General features: G+C 27.2%; 15 protein-coding genes and 1 rRNA gene. 9 read left to right on the plus strand and 7 right to left on the minus strand.

Annotated features, from left to right (window positions below; all coding sequences use genetic code 11):
• Positions 1-62 precede the first annotated feature (62 nt).
• From SAR11_RS02655 to SAR11_RS02670, 4 genes are all read left to right on the plus strand, one after another.
• Positions 63-2,816, plus strand: a 23S ribosomal RNA gene (locus SAR11_RS02655).
• Between the two features lie 446 nt (positions 2,817-3,262).
• Positions 3,263-3,796 (plus strand): WbuC family cupin fold metalloprotein, encoded by a 534-nt coding sequence (locus SAR11_RS02660; protein ID WP_011281773.1) that lies wholly within the window; start codon positions 3,263-3,265, stop codon positions 3,794-3,796.
• Positions 3,777-4,223 carry a WbuC family cupin fold metalloprotein gene (locus SAR11_RS02665; protein ID WP_006997380.1) on the plus strand — a complete coding sequence of 149 codons (447 nt, stop codon included), beginning with the start codon at positions 3,777-3,779 and terminating at the stop codon, positions 4,221-4,223. Before SAR11_RS02660 ends, SAR11_RS02665 begins: the two co-directional genes overlap by 20 nt.
• Before the next feature lie 16 nt (positions 4,224-4,239).
• Positions 4,240-5,094 carry an NAD-dependent epimerase/dehydratase family protein gene (locus SAR11_RS02670; protein ID WP_006997379.1) on the plus strand — a complete coding sequence of 285 codons (855 nt, stop codon included), beginning with the start codon at positions 4,240-4,242 and terminating at the stop codon, positions 5,092-5,094.
• Here SAR11_RS02670 and SAR11_RS02675 read toward each other — a convergent pair.
• Positions 5,091-5,954 carry a sugar nucleotide-binding protein gene (locus tag SAR11_RS02675; protein ID WP_006997378.1) on the minus strand — a complete coding sequence of 288 codons (864 nt, stop codon included), beginning with the start codon at positions 5,952-5,954 and terminating at the stop codon, positions 5,091-5,093. The two genes, SAR11_RS02670 and SAR11_RS02675, sit on opposite strands and share 4 nt — an antisense overlap.
• Positions 5,954-7,690 (minus strand): thiamine pyrophosphate-binding protein, encoded by a 1,737-nt coding sequence (locus SAR11_RS02680; protein WP_011281774.1) that lies wholly within the window; start codon positions 7,688-7,690, stop codon positions 5,954-5,956. The genes SAR11_RS02675 and SAR11_RS02680 overlap by 1 nt, the downstream gene beginning before the upstream one ends.
• A gap of 52 nt (positions 7,691-7,742) precedes the next feature.
• Here SAR11_RS02680 and SAR11_RS02685 point away from each other — a divergent pair, with 52 nt between their 5' ends.
• The 4 genes from SAR11_RS02685 to SAR11_RS02700 are packed head-to-tail and all read left to right on the plus strand — an operon-like array spanning position 7,743 to position 11,431.
• The gene (locus tag SAR11_RS02685; RefSeq protein ID WP_006997376.1) at positions 7,743-8,402 is read left to right on the plus strand and encodes a class I SAM-dependent methyltransferase; all 660 of its coding nucleotides are present in this window, start codon (positions 7,743-7,745) and stop codon (positions 8,400-8,402) included.
• Between the two features lie 5 nt (positions 8,403-8,407).
• The gene (locus SAR11_RS02690) at positions 8,408-9,448 is read left to right on the plus strand and encodes an MDR/zinc-dependent alcohol dehydrogenase-like family protein (RefSeq protein ID WP_006997375.1); all 1,041 of its coding nucleotides are present in this window, start codon (positions 8,408-8,410) and stop codon (positions 9,446-9,448) included.
• A gap of 22 nt (positions 9,449-9,470) precedes the next feature.
• A complete protein-coding gene (locus SAR11_RS02695; protein WP_011281775.1) occupies positions 9,471-10,652 on the plus strand; it encodes a class I SAM-dependent methyltransferase in 1,182 nt (393 codons plus the stop codon).
• Entirely contained in the window at positions 10,652-11,431 is a 780-nt protein-coding gene (locus SAR11_RS02700) for an SDR family NAD(P)-dependent oxidoreductase (protein WP_006997373.1), read from the plus strand. Before SAR11_RS02695 ends, SAR11_RS02700 begins: the two co-directional genes overlap by 1 nt.
• Before the next feature lie 2 nt (positions 11,432-11,433).
• Here SAR11_RS02700 and SAR11_RS02705 read toward each other — a convergent pair whose 3' ends face one another.
• Entirely contained in the window at positions 11,434-12,798 is a 1,365-nt protein-coding gene (locus SAR11_RS02705) for an FAD-binding oxidoreductase (protein WP_006997372.1), read from the minus strand.
• Between the two features lie 58 nt (positions 12,799-12,856).
• Positions 12,857-13,630: an FkbM family methyltransferase gene (locus SAR11_RS02710; protein ID WP_006997371.1), complete on the minus strand. Its 774-nt coding sequence runs from the start codon at positions 13,628-13,630 to the stop codon at positions 12,857-12,859.
• A 67-nt stretch (positions 13,631-13,697) separates the two neighbouring features.
• Here SAR11_RS02710 and SAR11_RS02715 point away from each other — a divergent pair, with 67 nt between their 5' ends.
• Entirely contained in the window at positions 13,698-14,960 is a 1,263-nt protein-coding gene (locus SAR11_RS02715) for an aminotransferase class V-fold PLP-dependent enzyme (protein WP_236608327.1), read from the plus strand.
• Between the two features lie 70 nt (positions 14,961-15,030).
• Here the strand turns inward: SAR11_RS02715 and SAR11_RS02720 are convergent, their stop codons facing one another.
• Genes SAR11_RS02720 through SAR11_RS02730 form a run of 3 tightly spaced genes read right to left on the minus strand, consistent with a single transcriptional unit; the run spans position 15,031 to position 18,199 of the window.
• On the minus strand, positions 15,031-16,485 hold the full coding sequence (locus SAR11_RS02720) for a hypothetical protein (RefSeq protein WP_011281776.1): 1,455 nt from the start codon (positions 16,483-16,485) through the stop codon (positions 15,031-15,033).
• The gene (locus tag SAR11_RS02725; protein WP_006997368.1) at positions 16,479-17,408 is read right to left on the minus strand and encodes a transketolase family protein; all 930 of its coding nucleotides are present in this window, start codon (positions 17,406-17,408) and stop codon (positions 16,479-16,481) included. The genes SAR11_RS02720 and SAR11_RS02725 overlap by 7 nt, the downstream gene beginning before the upstream one ends.
• Entirely contained in the window at positions 17,408-18,199 is a 792-nt protein-coding gene (locus SAR11_RS02730) for a transketolase (protein WP_006997367.1), read from the minus strand. The genes SAR11_RS02725 and SAR11_RS02730 overlap by 1 nt, the downstream gene beginning before the upstream one ends.
• Positions 18,200-18,223: the final 24 nt, after the last annotated feature.

The following is an 18,223-nucleotide window of genomic DNA, read 5'->3' on the forward strand; positions in this document are numbered from 1 at the left end:
AAATAAAAATTTGATCACAACATAGATAAATTTTCTGTTAAAAGAATTTTTTTCTGTGCATAAATCAAGCGTTTAAGGGCGTGTAGTGGATGCCTTGGCACTGAAAGCCGATGAAGGACGTGATATACTGCGATAAGTTTCGGGGAGCTGTATGTAAGCTTTGATCCGAAAATTTCCGAATGGGGAAACCCACCACTTTATGTGGTACTTTAAACTGAATACATAGGTTTAAAGAGACAACCTGGAGAACTGAAACATCTAAGTAACCAGAGGAAAAGAAATCAATTGAGATTCCGTTAGTAGTGGCGAGCGAACGCGGAGTAGGCCAGTAGTTTTGTTAGAAAAATTTGAATAGTTTGGAAATGCTAACCATAGAGGGTGATAGTCCCGTATGAGTAATGTCTAACAAAATTCTTGAGTAAAGCGGGACACGAGAAATCCTGCTCGAATATAGGGGGACCACCCTCTAAGCCTAAATACTCTTCAGTGACCGATAGTGAACTAGTACCGTGAGGGAAAGGTGAAAAGAACCCCTATTAGGGGAGTGAAATAGAACCTGAAACTGCATGCCTACAATCAGTCCGAGCCCTTTTTAGGGTGAGGGCGTACCTTTTGTATAATGGGTCAGTGACTTAATTTATTAAGCAAGCTTAAGCCATCTAGGTGTAGGCGCAGCGAAAGCAAGTCTTAATAGGGCGATTAGTTTAATGAATTAGACCCGAAAACGAATGAGCTTACCATGAGCAGGTTGAAAGTTGGGTAACACCAACCGGAGGACCGAACCAGTTGACGTTGAAAAGTCTTTGGATGACTTGTGGTAAGGGGTGAAAGGCCAACCAAATTCGTAGATAGCTGGTTTTCCGCGAAAACTATTTAGGTAGTGCGTCGAATAAATAGATGTTTAGAGGTAGAGCACTAAATGGGCTAGGGGGAAGAGATTCTTACCAAACCTAATAAAACTCCGAATGCTAGACATTGTTCTTCGGCAGACAGACTGTGGGTGCTAAGGTCCATGGTCGAGAGGGAAAGAGCCCAGACCACCAGATAAGGTCCCAAAATCATGATTAAGTGTGAAAGGATGTGGAAATTCCTTAACAGCCGGGAGGTTGGCTTAGAAGCAGCCATCCTTTAAAGATAGCGTAACAGCTCACCGGTCTAATAGAGTTTCTGCGCCGAAGATGTAACGGGGCTAAAATCATGTACCGAATCTGTGGCTTTACAAAGTTTTCGAACTTTGTAAGGGGTAGCGGAACGTTCTGTAAGCCTGCGAAGGGATACCCGTGAGGGATCCTGGAGGTATCAGAAGTGCGAATGCTGACATAAGTAACGATAAACGAAGTGAAAAACTTCGTCGCCGAAAATCTAAGGGTTTCTATGCAAGGTTAATCCGCGTAGAGTTAGTCGGCACCTAAGGCGAGGGCGAAAGCCGTAGTCGATGGAAACAAGGTTAATATTCCTTGACCTGATGGTAGTGACGGATTTCGTAAGTTGTGAGTTCTTAATGGATTGAACTTGCCGCGAAGAGGTCCCAAGAAATAGCTCCATCATGAAGACCGTACCCGAAACCGACACAGGTAGATTAATAGAGTATATTTAGGCGCTTGAGAGAATGATGTTGAAGGAACTCGGCAAAATGCTTCCGTAACTTCGGGATAAGGAAGACCCTTTTGTAGGCAACTATGGAAGGGTGGCACAAGCCAGGGAGAAGCGACTGTTTATCAAAAACACAGGGCTCTGCTAACACGTAAGTGGATGTATAGGGTCTGACGCCTGCCCGGTGCTGGAAGGTTAATGCGGTTGGTGCAAGCTAACTTCTGAAGCCCCAGTAAACGGCGGCCGTAACTATAACGGTCCTAAGGTAGCGAAATTCCTTGTCGGGTAAGTTCCGACCTGCATGAATGGCGTAACGATTTCTCCGCTGTCTCCAACATCAACTCAGTGAAATTGAATTCTCCGTGAAGATGCGGAGTTCGCGTAGTTAGACGGAAAGACCCCGTGCACCTTTACTGCAACTTTACATTGGTGTTAGGAAAAACATATTTAGCATAGGAGGGAGACTTTGAAGCAAAGGCGTCAGCTTTTGTGGAGTCACCAGTGAAATACCTCTTTTGTTTTTCTTGACATCTAACCGCTAGCCGTCATCCGGCAGCGAGACATTGTATGGTGGGTAGTTTGACTGGGGCGGTCGCCTCCCAAATAGTAACGGAGGCGTGCGAAGGTAGGCTCAGAACGGTCAGAAATCGTTCGTAGAGTGCAATGGCATAAGCCTGCCTGACTGTGAGACTGACAAGTCGAGCAGAGACGAAAGTCGGTCATAGTGATCCGGTGCTTCTGAGTGGAAGGGGCATCGCTCAACGGATAAAAGGTACGCCGGGGATAACAGGCTGATACTGCCCAAGAGCTCATATCGACGGCAGTGTTTGGCACCTCGATGTCGGCTCATCACATCCTGGGGCTGGAGCAGGTCCCAAGGGTTTGGCTGTTCGCCAATTAAAGTGGTACGTGAGCTGGGTTCAGAACGTCGTGAGACAGTTCGGTCCCTATCTGCTATGCGTGTAGAAGAATTGAGAGGAGTTGACCCTAGTACGAGAGGACCGGGTTGAACATACCACTGGTGGACCTGTTGTGGCGCCAGCCGCAGTGCAGGGTAGCTAAGTATGGAAGAGATAACTGCTGAAAGCATCTAAGCGGGAAACTCACCTCAAAACTAGTTCTTCCTATAGAGCCGTGGTAGACCACCACGTTGATAGGCTGGATGTGGAAGCGCAGTAATGCGTGTAGCTGACCAGTACTAATAGCTCAATTGGCTTGATTTATGCACTGAAAAAAATTTTTATAGAAAATATATATTGATATTCAAAATTGTGTGAGAAAAGTTATCATACATTTAAAAGTATTTGGTTACAAAGAGTAAACAATTTACATCTTTTATTATAAAAAACTTTAAAATTAAAATTTTTATTTTTTTCTTATTTTTTCATGTCTATTTGTTTGTTTTAAATAAAATAGATATTCCTTTATAAATTTTATTAGCTTATTAAATAACTGCTTACTAATATTAACCAACACAGCTGATTTTTTGCATATTATATTTTACTGCTTTTCTATCTACTGCAGATGATTGGAACGATTACAAGATTGCTTAATTTTATTTATATTACCTTGTACACTTTCGAAACCGTCACATTTTATAGATTTTTAACCGTAGATTCTATAAAGATTGTTAATATTTTGTAATTTTTTAAGTGTAAACTTTAATAAAATGAAAATAATAATAAATAAAAAAAAAATATCTAATTACACAGAAAGAGTATTTAGTGATATTTTTGTTCTAAAATCAAAATATATAAAAATTCTTAAAACTAAAGCAGATAAATCAAATAATAAAAGTTATAGGATTTTATTCCACAAAAATAACAGTCATCTTACTCATGAAATGATGATTTGCTTTAAAAAAAATGCAGTTGTACCAGTACATAAACATCCGGGTAAAAGAAGTGAATCTTACCATATAGTAGAGGGATCAATGGATGTTTATTTTTTTAAAGATAATGGAAAGCCAATTGGCTACATAAGCTTATCTAAAAAAAATAATCAAATTTTTTATAGACTTTCATCATCTAAGTTTCACCTTTTAGTACCCACAAGTGAATATTTAATTTATCATGAAACAGTAACTGGGCCATTTCTTTCTAAAGCTGATATAATTTATCCTAAGTGGTCTGCAAATTTTAATGAAATCTCGAAAATAAATTCATTTATTAAAAAAAATAAAAATGTTATTAAAAAATTATAAAAAAATACAAAATCTTAAAAACTTAGTTTTTTACCCTAAAAAAAAAAATGATTTCGTAGAGGTAAACCTTGAACTTTTAAAATGCATTAAAATTGCTGCAAAAGTAAATAGACAAAATGTTTTTTTGTGCATGCACAATTCACCAAAAGACAAATTTCATAATATGATTATTTTTCTATGGAAAGGAACTCATTACACAATGCACAAACATAAAAAAAAAGAAGAAATAATTAACATTATTACAGGAAAAAAAAGAATTAATATTCACAACTTAAATGGTAGATTAATTAAAAAAGTTATTTTAGACGCAAAGAATAATCCCATTATTAGAATAAATAAAAATAAATTTCATTCGGTAGAAGTTTTGTCTAAATTCGTAATTTACCACGAAATCAAACAAGGGCCTTTTAATTCAAAAAATAAATGACAATATATAATAGCTAATGAAAATATTATTAACTGGTGCAAGTAGCTATATTGGTCAATATATAATTTTAAACCTTTTGCAAAATAATCACAAAATCTTATCTACATCCAGAAGCGACCCAAAGATTAAAAATAAAAATCATAAATGGATTAGCCATGACCTTAGTAAGAAACCTTTAAAACTAAAAGACTTCAAGCCTGATGTAATAATTCATTTAGCAGGCTCTGCGTGGCTTAATATGTCTTCAGAAAATTATGTAAATTCAAACATATTAACAACAAATAACCTTGTTAAAACATTGGAGGGTAAAAAATTTAAAAAAGTTTTTTATCTATCATCAAGAGATATCTATGGTGAAGTAAAAAAAAGTGTACTAAACGAAAATACAATTATCAATGATCCATCAATTTATGGATATACAAAATTAATAGCTGAAAAGATTTTATTAAATAGTTTTCCAACAATAATATTAAGATTACCTGCAATTATTGGTTTAGGAACACATGGTTGGATAAATTCAGTTACCAATAAAATAAAAAAAAATAAAAAAATTATCTTATCAAATTCTAAATTTAATAATTTTATGCACGCATCTGAATTGCCAAAAATTATTATGAAATTATCAAAGTCTAAAATTAATTCTGATATTTTTTTAGTTTCATGTTCTAATATCTTGAAATCATATAATGTTGTTAAACTACTAAAGTTAAAATTAAAATCAAAATCTAAAATAGAAATAAAGAAAAATAAAGATTTAAATTATATTATTTCATCTGTTAAATTAAATCGTATTTATAAAACAATTAGTGTAGAAAAAGTTATTAATATTTATTCAAATGAATTGAGATCTAAAGAAAAATATACAAACTAGACAGCATCCAGTAATTTAGTTTTTCTTTCAATTAGACTGTTTATTTTTTTGAAATTAAATTTTCTTATGACTTTATCATTGCTTTTTAACAAATTAATTTTTGATCTAGGCTCCAAGTAATTAATCTTCAAATATTTAACAATTTTAAAATTTAATTTATTTTTTGAATATTTTTTTATTCGTTTAGCTAAAATAGATCTTGAAATTTTCTCTTTGTTTGCGATATGAAGAATTTTGCTTTTTGACATTAAGTGTTTTTCAATTATTGAACATGTATCCTTAACATTTGTTATTGAAAATAAGTTATCCTTGGCCATTTTAGCATTGTCTTTTTTAATACTATTGTAGGTTAACTCTATTACACACCTGCCATGAAGCACCTCATCACTATTCCAACTAGTTCTTAATATCAAATAGTTTTTAGTTTTTTTTTGGATATACTTTTCAATTTTATATTTTGCCTTACCATAAAAATTCAATGGCTTAGGCTTATCGGTTTCAAGGAAATATTTCTTTTTTCCATCAAATACTTCAACCGAAGACATAAATATTATTTTACATTTTAGTTTAATGATTTGATCAATTAGTTTTTTTGTTGTTAATACGTTAAGATCATTTGCTTCCCTTTTGTTTTGAGAAATCCATCCTGGGTTTGAATATGCTGATAGAATAATAAATATATCATTTTCTTTTATCTCTTTACTAATTTTTGTAATTTTGTCTTTTTTCATATTAAATTTGACAAATTTTTTATTTGTTCGATTTGAATTATAAGTTCCAATAGTTTTATATTTTTTTGTTAGGGTTAAAAATAAATTTTTCCCTATTAAACCTGATGCACCAATTATATAAACTTTCATTAATTATTAGTATTAGATATTGGATCTTTTATAAATGGGTACATTTCACTCAAGTCTGATGGCGCAAAGGAGCCATCAGCATTTTTTTTATAACCCTGTTTGAATAATGACGGTTGACTTTCGTCAACAATGAGATCAACTATTATTGGTCCTTTAATTTTATTACAATTCTGTATAAATTTTTTTGATTTATCAATTGTATTAATTTTTTTATATTTAATTTTAAATGCTTTTGCTAATCTTGAAAAATTTGGAAAAGAAATACCATCACTTGGATGTGTACCAAAATATCTTTCATTAAGAAATTCTTTTTGCGTATGTCTTATGGCAAGATAACCATTATTATTTACTATTATTATTAAAACATTAATATTTTCTTGATAAATAGTTTGTAAATCTTGGCAATTCATTAAAAAACTACCATCACCAATTATACAAATATGTTTATAAAATTTTTTAGATTTATGTGAACCTATTGTTTCTGATAATCCTGTACCCATTGATGAGATAGCAGATGAGCAAGTTATTTTTGTTTTGGAATCAATTACTGAACTTTGAAAACCTGCATATAGAGCTGTTCCACCTCCATCAATTATAATATTTTTCTTATTTTTTATTTTAGTAGTTAATTTTCTAATAAAAGAATTTGAGTTGGGTATTTTTTTTTCTAAAGGTTCGTACCAATTTAGTTTTTTAAATTGTTTTAGTTGATAGGTTTTTTTTTTAGTAAGATTTTTTATAATTTTTTGTAGGTAATCTTTACAATCCATATTTATTTTTAAATGAAATTTAACATTAAGATTTTTAAGCTGATCCTTATCAATATTTATTATTATTTTTTTTGCATTTGGAGCATAATTTTTATAAAGAGTTGTGGTGTGGGGTATTGATAGGTGATTTCCTAAGCACACAATTAGATCCGAGTTAAATACAGCTTTATTGGCACCTCTTTGTCCACTCATTCCAACTATACCTAAATTATATTTATTATTTGTAGGAATTAAATCTGCAGTATTCCAAGTTAATACGCTTGGAATTGATTTCTTTATCAGGGTTTGATTAATGATTTTTCTATCTATGCCAGAAAGAACAGCACCATAACCTATTATAAATAGTGGATTTGTTGATTTATTTATTAAATCTATAGATTTATTTATTTTTTTAGTTTGATTTATTTTTATCTTTTTTGGGATTATCTTTTTAATTTTTTTTAATAATGGAATGTTCTGCCACTGAATGTCGAGTGCAATATCAATCCAGACAGGACCAGGTCTACCAGAAATCGCAATTTTGATTGCCTTATCAATTTCAATTTGAAAGTTTTTTGTTTGGTTTATAAACGTAGTATATTTGGTTATTGGCCTCACTATGTCGCAAATATTAACTTCTTGAGTGCCCACTTGTCTGACCTTTTTTTTGTAAGACGTATGAATAGCCCTAGCTTGGCCACTTATAAAAATTACAGGAATAGAATCTTGCCAAGCTGCCAGTAAGCCTGTAATTGAATTTGTCGAGCCTGGACCTGTAGTTACCACGACACAGCCTATTCCATTTACACTTTTTGCATATGAGACAGCAGCTAACGCTGCTGATTGCTCATGATGAGTAAATGTTACAGAAATATTTTTTTTAATTAATGAATCAAAAATATGAACAACTGCCCCACCTTGTAAACCAAAAGCACACTTAAGATTATTTTTTTTTAAAACTTGTGCTAATAAATCAGTTGTTTTCATCTTTAATTAAAGTATTTTGATATCTTAGCTGTATATAATAAATAAATAAAATATGGAAATTGATTTTATAACAAACCATCATAAACAAACCAAAAGAGACTATTTGGCCAGAGTAAATAAGATAAACAAATCTGAGGCAGCGGTAAAAGCTAAAAAATGGGATTTTGATTACTGGGATGGTTCAAGAGATGTTAATTATGGAGGTTACTATTATGATGGAAGGTGGGAGCCAATAGCAAAAAAAATTATAGATTTTTATAAAATAAAACCAGGTAACAAAATTTTAGATATTGGGTGTGGAAAGGGTTTTTTATTATATGAATTAAAAAAACAAGTACCTGGAGTAATTATAAGAGGACTAGATATCTCAAGTTATGCAATTAAAAATGCAAAAGAAGAGGTAAAAGAATACTTAAAGATAGGAGATGCAAACAAATTACCATATTCTGATAAAGAGTTTGATTTGGTTTTAAGTATAAATACTTTGCATAATTTGTACTGCTTTGATCTATTTTCAGCATTACAAGAAATAGAACGAGTTGGAAAAGAAAAAAAATATCTTTGTGTAGAGTCTTATCGAAATGAGACAGAAAAAGTAAATTTATTATATTGGCAAGTGACTTGTGAAGCGTTTTTCAATACAGAAGAGTGGAAATGGATTTTTAATCAAAACAATTATAGAGGTGATTATTCATTTATTTTTTTTGAATAAAAGCTATGAAGGTTAAAAAATCATTAGGCGCAATACTAACAAAACAAAATCACAAACTTATAATTGATTATTTTTATTTTCCACCAAAACTTCTTAGAGGACAGGTTTTAATAAAAATAAACTTAACTGGAGTTTGTGGGTCTCAAATTGGTGAAATAAAAGGAGTAAAAGGAAAAGATGAATATTTACCACATTTACTTGGACATGAGGGCGTTGGAGTTGTAATCCAAAAACATAAATCTGTAAAAAAAGTAAATGAACATGATAAAGTTTTATTACATTGGATGCCCTCAAAAGGTATAGAAGCAGAAAATCCTAAATATTTATGGAAAAATAAACTATTAAATGCAGGAAAAATAACAACCTTTAGTGAATATGCAATCATATCTGAAAATAGACTTACTAAAATTAAAAAAAATTTTGATGACAATGTTGCAGTTTTACTTGGCTGTACTGCAAGTACGGCCATAGGATCAGTTGAAAAAATTACTAAAATCAATAAGAATTCATGCGTAGTAGTTGCTGGGTGTGGTTTGATAGGTCAATTTATAATAGAAATTTTATCTGCAAAAAAAATAAAAAAAATTATTGCAATTGATAATAATAATAAAAAAGTCAGTTTAGCAAAAAAAAGAGGAGCTCATGAATCTTTTTTAATCAAAAATAATTCATATGAAAAAATAACTTTACTTAAAAATAAAGTAGATTATTTTTTTGAATGTTCAGGAAATATAGATATTTTAAACCTTGGTTTTAAAATATTAAAATCTAATGGGACACAAATTTTAATTGGCGTCACTAAAAAGGGAAAACTTGCTAAACTTAATCCATTAGAGATAAATCTAGGAAAGAAAATTAAAGGATCTAAAGGAGGACAATTTGATCCAGACAAAGATATTTCAAAATTTAATCAAATATTGAAAAAAAATAAGATATCATGTAATAATTTTATTCAAGGTACATATAAAATAAATGAAATAAACTTGGTTATAAAAAAAATGATTTCTGGTCAAATCACAGGAAAACCTTTAATCAAATTCAAATAATGTATTTTACTACTAAAATAAGATGAAATTTAAAATAAAAGATAAATGCAATATTTGTAAAAAATTTTTTTTTACTCACAATTCTATAGATTTACCAAGATTACCAATTACAGAAATTTTCTTGAGATCACCAAATTATAAAAAAAAAATATTATTTGATCAAAAAATAAATTATTGCCAAAGTTGTCATCATATGCAATTACAAAACCAATATGATACATCACATTTTTATAATAAAGATTATTTAACCTCATCAACAAATTCATATTCTGGTCGATATACAAACGACATATTTTATGAATTCATAAAAAGTAATATTGACCAAAATAAAAAATATAATATTTTAGAAATAGGAGCAAACGATCTTTATTTAATAAAAAAAATGAAAAAATTTATTAGATCAGGTTGTACAATCGATCCATGCATTAAACCAGATAGCAGTTTAAAAAAAATAAAATATATCAAAAAATTTTTAGAAAATACATCTATTAATGAAATCGATTTTATACCAGACATAGTAGTTTGTAGTCATACTTTAGAACACATAGAAGATCCAAAGAAATTTATTAAAATGCTCACAAGTTTTGGTGATGATAAAACTAAGTATTTTTTTCAATTCCCAAGTTGTGAAAGTTTATTAGATAGAAGAGCTTTTGATCAAATTCATCATCAGCATTTTAATTTTTTTTCAATAAATTCAATTTCAAAATTATTAAAAAAAATTAAATTCGATGTTAAAGAATACGATATTGGAGAACTTCATTATGGCTCTTTAATGATTTATTTTAAGAAATCTAAAGATAACATCAAAAATAAAAATGTTCAAAAATTTAATGGAAAATTATCAGATATTTATTATGACTATAAAATGTATATGAAAAATTTAATACAAATTATTAAAAAATATCAAAAAAGAGGAAGTAAGGTTTATGGAATAGGAGCAGGTTTAATGCTACCGTTAGTAAACTATCATTTAAACAATTTATTAAAAGACTTTGATGGTATTCTGGATGATGACAAAAATAAATTAAATAAGTTTTATCCAAATTTAAGTACAAAAATTTCTAGTTTAAAAAATGCAGATTTATCAAATGCAGTTGCAGTTATATGTTCAACAGCCTCTTCAGTGACAACAAGAAAACTTGTAGAGATATGTAGATTAAAAAATGCTAAAATAATAATAATCCCAAGCATGACGCTATAATGAATATTGATCTAAAAAGAAAAACTGCCCTTGTGACTGGTGGTGCCACTGGATTGGGTAAGGGGATTGCTATTGCTCTAGCAAACTCTAATGCTAAAGTTGTAGTAACATCTAGAAATAAAAAAGATATTGAAAAAATTTCCAAACATCCTAGTGGAAACATTTTTGGTTACAATTTAGACATTACTAACTCTAGCGAACTTGAAACACTTTATAAAAATATAAAAAAAAAATATCAAAAAATTGATATATTGATTAACAATGTGGGCCATACGTTAGATATAAAAGATCCTTTTACAAATATAAATAACTGGAAAAAAGTAATGGATTTAAATTTTTTTACAGCAGTAAATGTAAATAATATGTTTATTAATGATATGAAAAAAAAAAATTGGGGAAGAATTATTAATATTACCTCTATAGCAGGGACAGAAATAAGTGGTCCTTCGACTTTTAATGCATCTAAAGCTGCACTAACTGCTTATACTAGAAGTGTTGGCAGACAATTAGCAATAGAAAAAAGAAACATTGTAATGACAGCTGTCGCGCCTGGTATTATTGCGACTGAAAGAGGTCACTGGAACAAGAAAACAGTTAAAAGCTTGCATGCAAAAAAATATTTGAAAAATAGAACTGCTATTGGTAGGTTTGGAACAGTGGATGAATTAACAGGTATTATTGTCTTCTTATGTTCTGAAAAAGCTTCATTTTTTCATGGATCAATTCTTCAGCCAGATGGTGGGCAATCAAGGCAGTATATGGCTTTTAATTATTTATAATTTTAAGAAATTCTTCTTAAAAAATCAGAATATAAAAGATCTTGCTTATCAAATTTTTTTTTAACATTCAAAAATTTCTTAAAATTAGGGTAAATCAAGTTAATATCTGACTTGTCTAAGAAAAAATCTTTTGCTAAATAAATTTTTAATTTATTTTTGATTATATAATTATTAATTTTTTTTATTTTACTGATTTTATCTTTATCATTATAATTACAAATAATGTTAATACTTATGCTGATACCTTCGTCAGCAAATGTTAAATAACCAATGCTTTTTTTATGAATCTTAATTCCAGTAATTAAAGCACTTAAATTTTCTTTTTTTAAAAGTTTTAAAAAATTTTTTAAAATCCTAATTTTTTTTTTAGGTATAATAAATTGTATTTCCACAAATGAATTAGGGTAAATTAAATTTGGGAGATCTATTGCGTTTACCTTAGAAAGTTCAACAATATCTTTTATATTTTCAATTTTTTTACTGAATCTTTTATTAATAATAAAAAAGATATAATTTAAAAAGCTCATAAAATCTCTTTTCATAATCTGAGATAAAAAAAATTTGATAATTAAATGTTTTAAATTATTAAGATTTTTTTTAATCTTATTTTTTTTAAATTCAGTACTATTAAGATTTATATGTTTGCTTTTAAAAACTATTCCTCTTCCTCTAACTGTATCCACCCAACTATAAATATAATCGTATTTATCTTTGTCTTGATAAATTACGTCAATTAATTGTTTGTAATCTTTACATTTATGATTTTCAGTAATTACATAAGATGTAATTTTTTTAACATTCAATTTTACATTTAAAATAATTCCTATTAATCCTAATCCACCAATAGCAGCATAAAATATTTCTTTATTAATCATTTTACTACATTTTTTGATCTTCCCATTAGGAAGCAGTATTGTAAAATCAATAATATTCTCAGCAAAAGTACCAAACTTAAAGCTATCCTTACCATGGACGTTATTAGATATACATCCACCTACAGTAATATTTAAATAACCAGGAAGATTATAGAGAGTTAAATTAAGAGGATTTAAAAATTGATAAATCTCTTCAAGTGTAACATTTGAGGACACACAAAGGTTTTTAGAACGATTAAGTTTAATTTGTCTATTAAATTTTTTTAAATTTATGATTATTCCATGTCTATTACTAACAGTATCAAACCAACTTTTTGAGTTACCTACACATAAAATTTTTTGTTTTTTTGTTTTAGCATATTTAAAAATTTTTTTTAACTCTGTTATATTTTTTGGATAGATATGATGAGCTTTATTTTTCTTATCATTGATATTAAATCTTGAATAATATTTGATTGTTTTTGGTTTTACGTTATTTAAAAAATCTAACATTTATTTGATATCATTGGAAATTACTTTAATTAAATGATGACTTTATAATAAAATTTTTTTAATTAAATATATTATTTTGTTTATGGATATAAAAACATTGGTCAGAGTTATTATTCTTTTTTATCTTAAGAAATTTATAAGTTTTAAGATCTAAATATAGCTTATTGTACCCAAGATTTGTTAATAATTTTTTTACTTTAACACTATGTGGATCTAAATATAGTACAGGCTTATATCTTTTCAAAGTTTTAATAGACCCTTTAATAATTTGATATTCAAAACCACCAGCTACTAGTTTTATAAAATCAGGCTTTAAATTAAATGTGTCCAACTTTACGATTTTAATGAAAAATTTCTCATACTCAAACTTTTTCCTAAAATATTTACTAAAACTTTTATTTAAATCATTCTTAGCTTTATCTTTTACAATACATGAATATGAAGTGAGATATACTTTCTTAAATAATACCTTATAAAACGGGACATATAAGTTTAGCATATTCTTTTTTTCTCCTAATCCTAGAAAGAATACTTTTAAATTTTTATTATCTATTTTTGAAAGACTAAACTCATTAAGAGGATTTGGCTCAAAAGCAAAAATTTTTTTTACTTTTATTTTTAGAGATAGGATTAAATTTAAAAAAATTCCATCATTGCTACCAATATCAATAATAGTTAAATTTTTATTTTTTATTTTTTCTAAAACTTTTAATTCTTTATCATAAAATATTTTTATTAAAATTGGATTATATCCAATAAGTTTTCTTACATAATAGTAAAAAAAGGGAATTTTTCTTGTAAGTTTTTGAAGAATGTTTAATAATTTTATCATAATTAAATCTTTATATAATATGAAATATCCCAGACATAAAGTTTTTATACCATTAATGACATTATTTATGACTTTTTTTCGTATGTTATTTGGAGACATTAAAAAAGAGTCTGCTCAAACTGAAAAACTTATATCAATAATTAAAAGTTATTGGGTAAGAAAAAATTGTATCCTAATGTCAACATGGAGAATAGGTCTTTATTATACGTTGAAACATTTAAATTTAGATAAAGATGATGAGATAATTATCACCCCTTTATGCATTGCCGACACAGTTAATTGTATAAAGTTAAATAATCTATCACCTATCTTAGTTGATTTGGATATAAATACTCATTGTATTTCTATAACAGACCTAAAAAAAAAAATTTCAAAAAAAACGAAAGTTATTCATATTACTTATTTAAGTGGAATGGTTCCAGATTTAGAAGAAATATTAAAAATATGTAAAGAAAAAAATATTAAATTAATTGAAGATATTTCACAAAATTATGGAGCAAGAGATACTAATAATAAACTGCTTGGGTCACAAGGTCATATTTCCGTTGGTTCATTTTCTTTTGGAAAGTGCTTTGCTTCTATCGGTGGAGGATTTTTAATAACAGATGATAATCAATTATTTAAAAAAATTAAAAAAGATTATTATTTAAACATAAAAAAAGTGAACAGATTTTTTTTAATTAGGCATTGTTTTTTTCAATTACTAGCTGCTATTGCAACATCAAAATATATTTTTAATTTTTTCACCTACTATATTTTTGTCTTATTAATTAAAACTAATAAGAAAATTTATGACAATTTTCACAAACCTAAATTTAGAATTAATAGTATGTCAGATTATATGTTAAATTCGCCTGTAATAAGAGAAGAATGGCCAAATACTATTTTTTGGATTTTTTCCGATATTCATGCGACCCCAGCAATTAAAACTTATAGATTATTGGATAAAGGTATTGAAAAAAGAAGATATCTTGCTCGAATTTTAATTGAAAATATTTCAGAAAAAGTAAAATCAAATATTCCAACAGGTAGTTTAGACTATAACAAATCTGTTTATTTTCATTTAGTAATATACAATAATATTAACAACAATAAGAATGATATTTATAAATTTCATAGATATTTGTTGGCAAATAAAATTGATGCTGTGGGCTATGGTTTATATTTAATTAATAATGATAGTTCATTAGGTTTGTCAGAATTTAAAACTCCAAATGCTAAATACATTAAAGATAACTCAATTTTTATTCCAATGCATGAAAGTTATGAAAAAAATGATATGATTTATATGGCTAAAATTCTTAATAAGTATTTTGATGATCAAAAATAAAAACTTAAGTCTAATTAATAATATGAATTAATCATATGAGATTAAGTATGAATATATAAGTCCTTTAATATCAAGTAAACTTTTTATAAAGTACAAAATAGTTATTTCTACTAGATAAATAATTTAGCACCTTAACTAATTGATATCGCTTATTCACTTGACTTTTTTTTTTTAAGATTTTATTGATCAATATAAAACTCCACCTTAAATAAATTATTGGTAATAAATATGACATTCTAAGATATTGTGATTTATTCAGTTTAAAAAGTTTATTAATAAATTCTATATATTTAAAATAAAATCTTAAAGAGATTTTCTTTTCAGGTTGTAAAAAATATACTGCAAATAATTTTGAAATATCGTCTAAACCAGAATATTCAAAATCTATATAAAATATTTTTTTATTATTAATTATCATATTTCTCCAATGATAATCGCAAGGAGATAATATCAGCTCATTTTTTTTAATTTTAGGAATTTTATCAAAATAGCTATTTTTAACTAAAATTTGAAATTTTTCTAATAACTTTTTAGATAACAATTTAGATTCTTCTAATTTAATATTTTCTAATATTCTTTTAGAAGATTTGAGTCTTTTATATAGTTCAAGTTTATAAGATTTACCATTTAAGCAGACATCTTTAGCTAAACTAAAGTTGTTTTTTTTAATGTCAAAATAATTAATATTATTTATAAATTTTATATTTTTCAATATTAATTGATCAATTTTCAAATTATTTTTTTTTTTGATAAAAGAATATTTAATCGATTTTTTATTATGAGAAATTTTTAGTATTTTTGGTGTCACATTTAAATTATTCTTTTTTAAATATTGATAAAATTTTAATTCATTCTTAAAAGAATTTTCATTACCAAAATTCTTGACCACAATCTTAAGTTTATTATAGATTTGAAATACTTTATTATTATTTTCTATATTATTTAAATTTTTAATCTTATTTTTAAAAAGTTTTATAATCTGACTCCAATTTTTATTTTTTAAATTATTATTTTTATTTTTCCCAAAAAAAATTTTTTCAGTTACTTTAGAAAATTTTTTGTGGTTAAGAATTTTATTAAGATCATCAATAAAAAAGTCACAATCTAACTCTTTAATTTTTTTAAGTTTATTATTTAAAGTTTCTTCAAAAAAAATATCTTTATTTTTAATAAATTTGTACCTTTTAATATTTTTATTTAAAAAACTTATTGCTGCATTGTGTAAATTAATTTTTTTTCCAATAATTGGAAATTTAGTTTTGTGACTTACTATGATAATTTTTATAGAATTTTTTTTCGCAAAATCTAAAAATTTTTGAAAATTATCACTTAATTTTGCCCTATGAATATACATTCCATAAACTTCACCCTGAGTTTTTGTCCATAAATTTAAACTTACGGACTGAAGTTTTTTTTTCAAAATTTTTTTGTGATTATCTTTTATAGACGTTTTTTTATTTAGTATGTTTTTAAAAACTGAATCATAATTTATAATTGTATTATCAAGATCAATACCTACTAACATTTTAGTTTATTTAGAAAATTCATTTTTTTTACAATTGCATTTTTATCTAATCCTAATTTTTTATGAGTATTTTTGATATCTCCACTTCCTATAATATAATCTTCTCCAGCGTTTAATGATAAAATAACATTATCTTTTATTCTTTGATTAACTTTAATTTCTGAAACAAGATTATAAAGACCACCATGCTTGTAGTGCTCTTCAACAATTAAAATTTTGTGATATTTTTTTAATATTTCTTTAATTTGTTTTTTGTTTATTGGTTTAAGAGTGTGCACATTGTATATTGAGGGGTTAATTTTTTTACTTAATTCATCAAGAGCATCAAGACAATTTCTTAAGATATTCCCATATCCTAAAATACATATATTTTTACCCTTTATTATTTGAGTTATTTTTCCAATTTTTGATTTACATTTATATGAATTATAAACAGTTCTTTCATTTTTTTTTCCAATTCTTAAATAAGCTGGTTTTTTTTGTTTAATAATTTGAGGCAGTAAAATCTCTAATTCTTGTTGATCAGCTGGCGCAAAAATATTCAATTTTGGAATATTCATTAACATCCCAATATCCTCGATACTATGATGGGTTGTTCCCAAATTTGAGTAACTTAAACCTGATCCAACACCAACAATTATTACTGGAAGATTTTGATAGCATATATCAAGTTTGATTTGTTCTATCGTTTTAAGAGTATTAAATGATGTTATTGTATAAGTTATAGGTTGATATCCGTTATACGCCAAACCTGCTGCAACTGTTGTCATATTGCTTTCTGCTACCCCACAATTATAAAAGTTTTTTGGAAATTTATTTTTAAAATCATCAAACAATTTATTGCCAATATCTCCAGCTAACAAAATTATTTTTTTATTTTTTTTTGTAATTTTAGTAATTACCCTTGCAAAAGTGTTTCTCATTATATTATAATTTTTTTTATCATTTTTATCTCCTTTGAATTTGGTACACGATAATGCCAATTATTGTCATCTTCCATAAATTTTATACCCTTGCCTTTGATAGTATTACAAATAATTGCTGTAGGCTTTTCCCTACTTTTTTTTGCTTTTTTTATAGCTCTGTATACTTGATTAACATCATTTCCATTAATTTCTTGAATATCCCAACCAAATGCTTTCCATTTTTCTTTCATTTCACCACCAAAAATTTCTTTTGATCTTCCCGTTGCTTGCCAGTTATTAAAATCTATTAAAGCAATTAAATTATTTAATTTTTTTGAAGAAGCAAAACCTGCTGCTTCCCAAACAGATCCTTCATTGCATTCACCATCACTCAATAAAACTAGGTTTTTATTATTTTTTTTTTTTATTTTTTCCCCAAGAGTAACGCCGCAGCCAAATGATAAGCCATGCCCCAAAGAACCTGTAGAACAAATTACACCATTAATTTTCTTATTAGGATGTTCTTCATAAATCGAGTTATTCTTACCATATTTTATTAAGTCTTTTTCACTTATAAAACCTTTTAATGCTAGGCATGCGTATAATGCTGTTGCAGCATGACCTTTGCTTAATATAAATTTATCTAATGTATTTTTTTTAATATCAAATTTGAGTAGATTTGAAAAAAATATTACACTTAGTATATCTACGCACGATAGTGATGACCCCAAATGAGCAGCTTTCGCTTTGTGACTAAGCTCACATACTGTAAATCTTATTTTTTTTGATATTTTTATTAATTTATTCATATAAATGTTATAAATAGCACAATT

The organism is Candidatus Pelagibacter ubique HTCC1062 (assembly GCF_000012345.1).
GTDB lineage: Bacteria > Pseudomonadota > Alphaproteobacteria > Pelagibacterales > Pelagibacteraceae > Pelagibacter > Pelagibacter ubiqueversans.

Excerpts from the sequence above, each read along its gene's own strand:
- SAR11_RS02665 (WP_006997380.1), top strand. The coding sequence starts at position 3,777 with ATGTTATTAAAAAATTATAAAAAAATACAAAATCTTAAAAACTTAGTT.
- SAR11_RS02700 (WP_006997373.1), top strand. The coding sequence starts at position 10,652 with ATGAATATTGATCTAAAAAGAAAAACTGCCCTTGTGACTGGTGGTGCC.
- SAR11_RS02710 (WP_006997371.1), bottom strand. The coding sequence starts at position 13,630 with ATGATAAAATTATTAAACATTCTTCAAAAACTTACAAGAAAAATTCCC.
- SAR11_RS02680 (WP_011281774.1), bottom strand. The coding sequence starts at position 7,690 with ATGAAAACAACTGATTTATTAGCACAAGTTTTAAAAAAAAATAATCTT.
- SAR11_RS02730 (WP_006997367.1), bottom strand. The coding sequence starts at position 18,199 with ATGAATAAATTAATAAAAATATCAAAAAAAATAAGATTTACAGTATGT.
- SAR11_RS02705 (WP_006997372.1), bottom strand. The coding sequence starts at position 12,798 with ATGTTAGATTTTTTAAATAACGTAAAACCAAAAACAATCAAATATTAT.
- SAR11_RS02720 (WP_011281776.1), bottom strand. The coding sequence starts at position 16,485 with ATGTTAGTAGGTATTGATCTTGATAATACAATTATAAATTATGATTCA.
- SAR11_RS02695 (WP_011281775.1), top strand. The coding sequence starts at position 9,471 with ATGAAATTTAAAATAAAAGATAAATGCAATATTTGTAAAAAATTTTTT.
- SAR11_RS02725 (WP_006997368.1), bottom strand. The coding sequence starts at position 17,408 with ATGAGAAACACTTTTGCAAGGGTAATTACTAAAATTACAAAAAAAAAT.
- SAR11_RS02690 (WP_006997375.1), top strand. The coding sequence starts at position 8,408 with ATGAAGGTTAAAAAATCATTAGGCGCAATACTAACAAAACAAAATCAC.
- SAR11_RS02670 (WP_006997379.1), top strand. The coding sequence starts at position 4,240 with ATGAAAATATTATTAACTGGTGCAAGTAGCTATATTGGTCAATATATA.
- SAR11_RS02715 (WP_236608327.1), top strand. The coding sequence starts at position 13,698 with ATGACTTTTTTTCGTATGTTATTTGGAGACATTAAAAAAGAGTCTGCT.
- SAR11_RS02675 (WP_006997378.1), bottom strand. The coding sequence starts at position 5,954 with ATGAAAGTTTATATAATTGGTGCATCAGGTTTAATAGGGAAAAATTTA.
- SAR11_RS02685 (WP_006997376.1), top strand. The coding sequence starts at position 7,743 with ATGGAAATTGATTTTATAACAAACCATCATAAACAAACCAAAAGAGAC.
- SAR11_RS02660 (WP_011281773.1), top strand. The coding sequence starts at position 3,263 with ATGAAAATAATAATAAATAAAAAAAAAATATCTAATTACACAGAAAGA.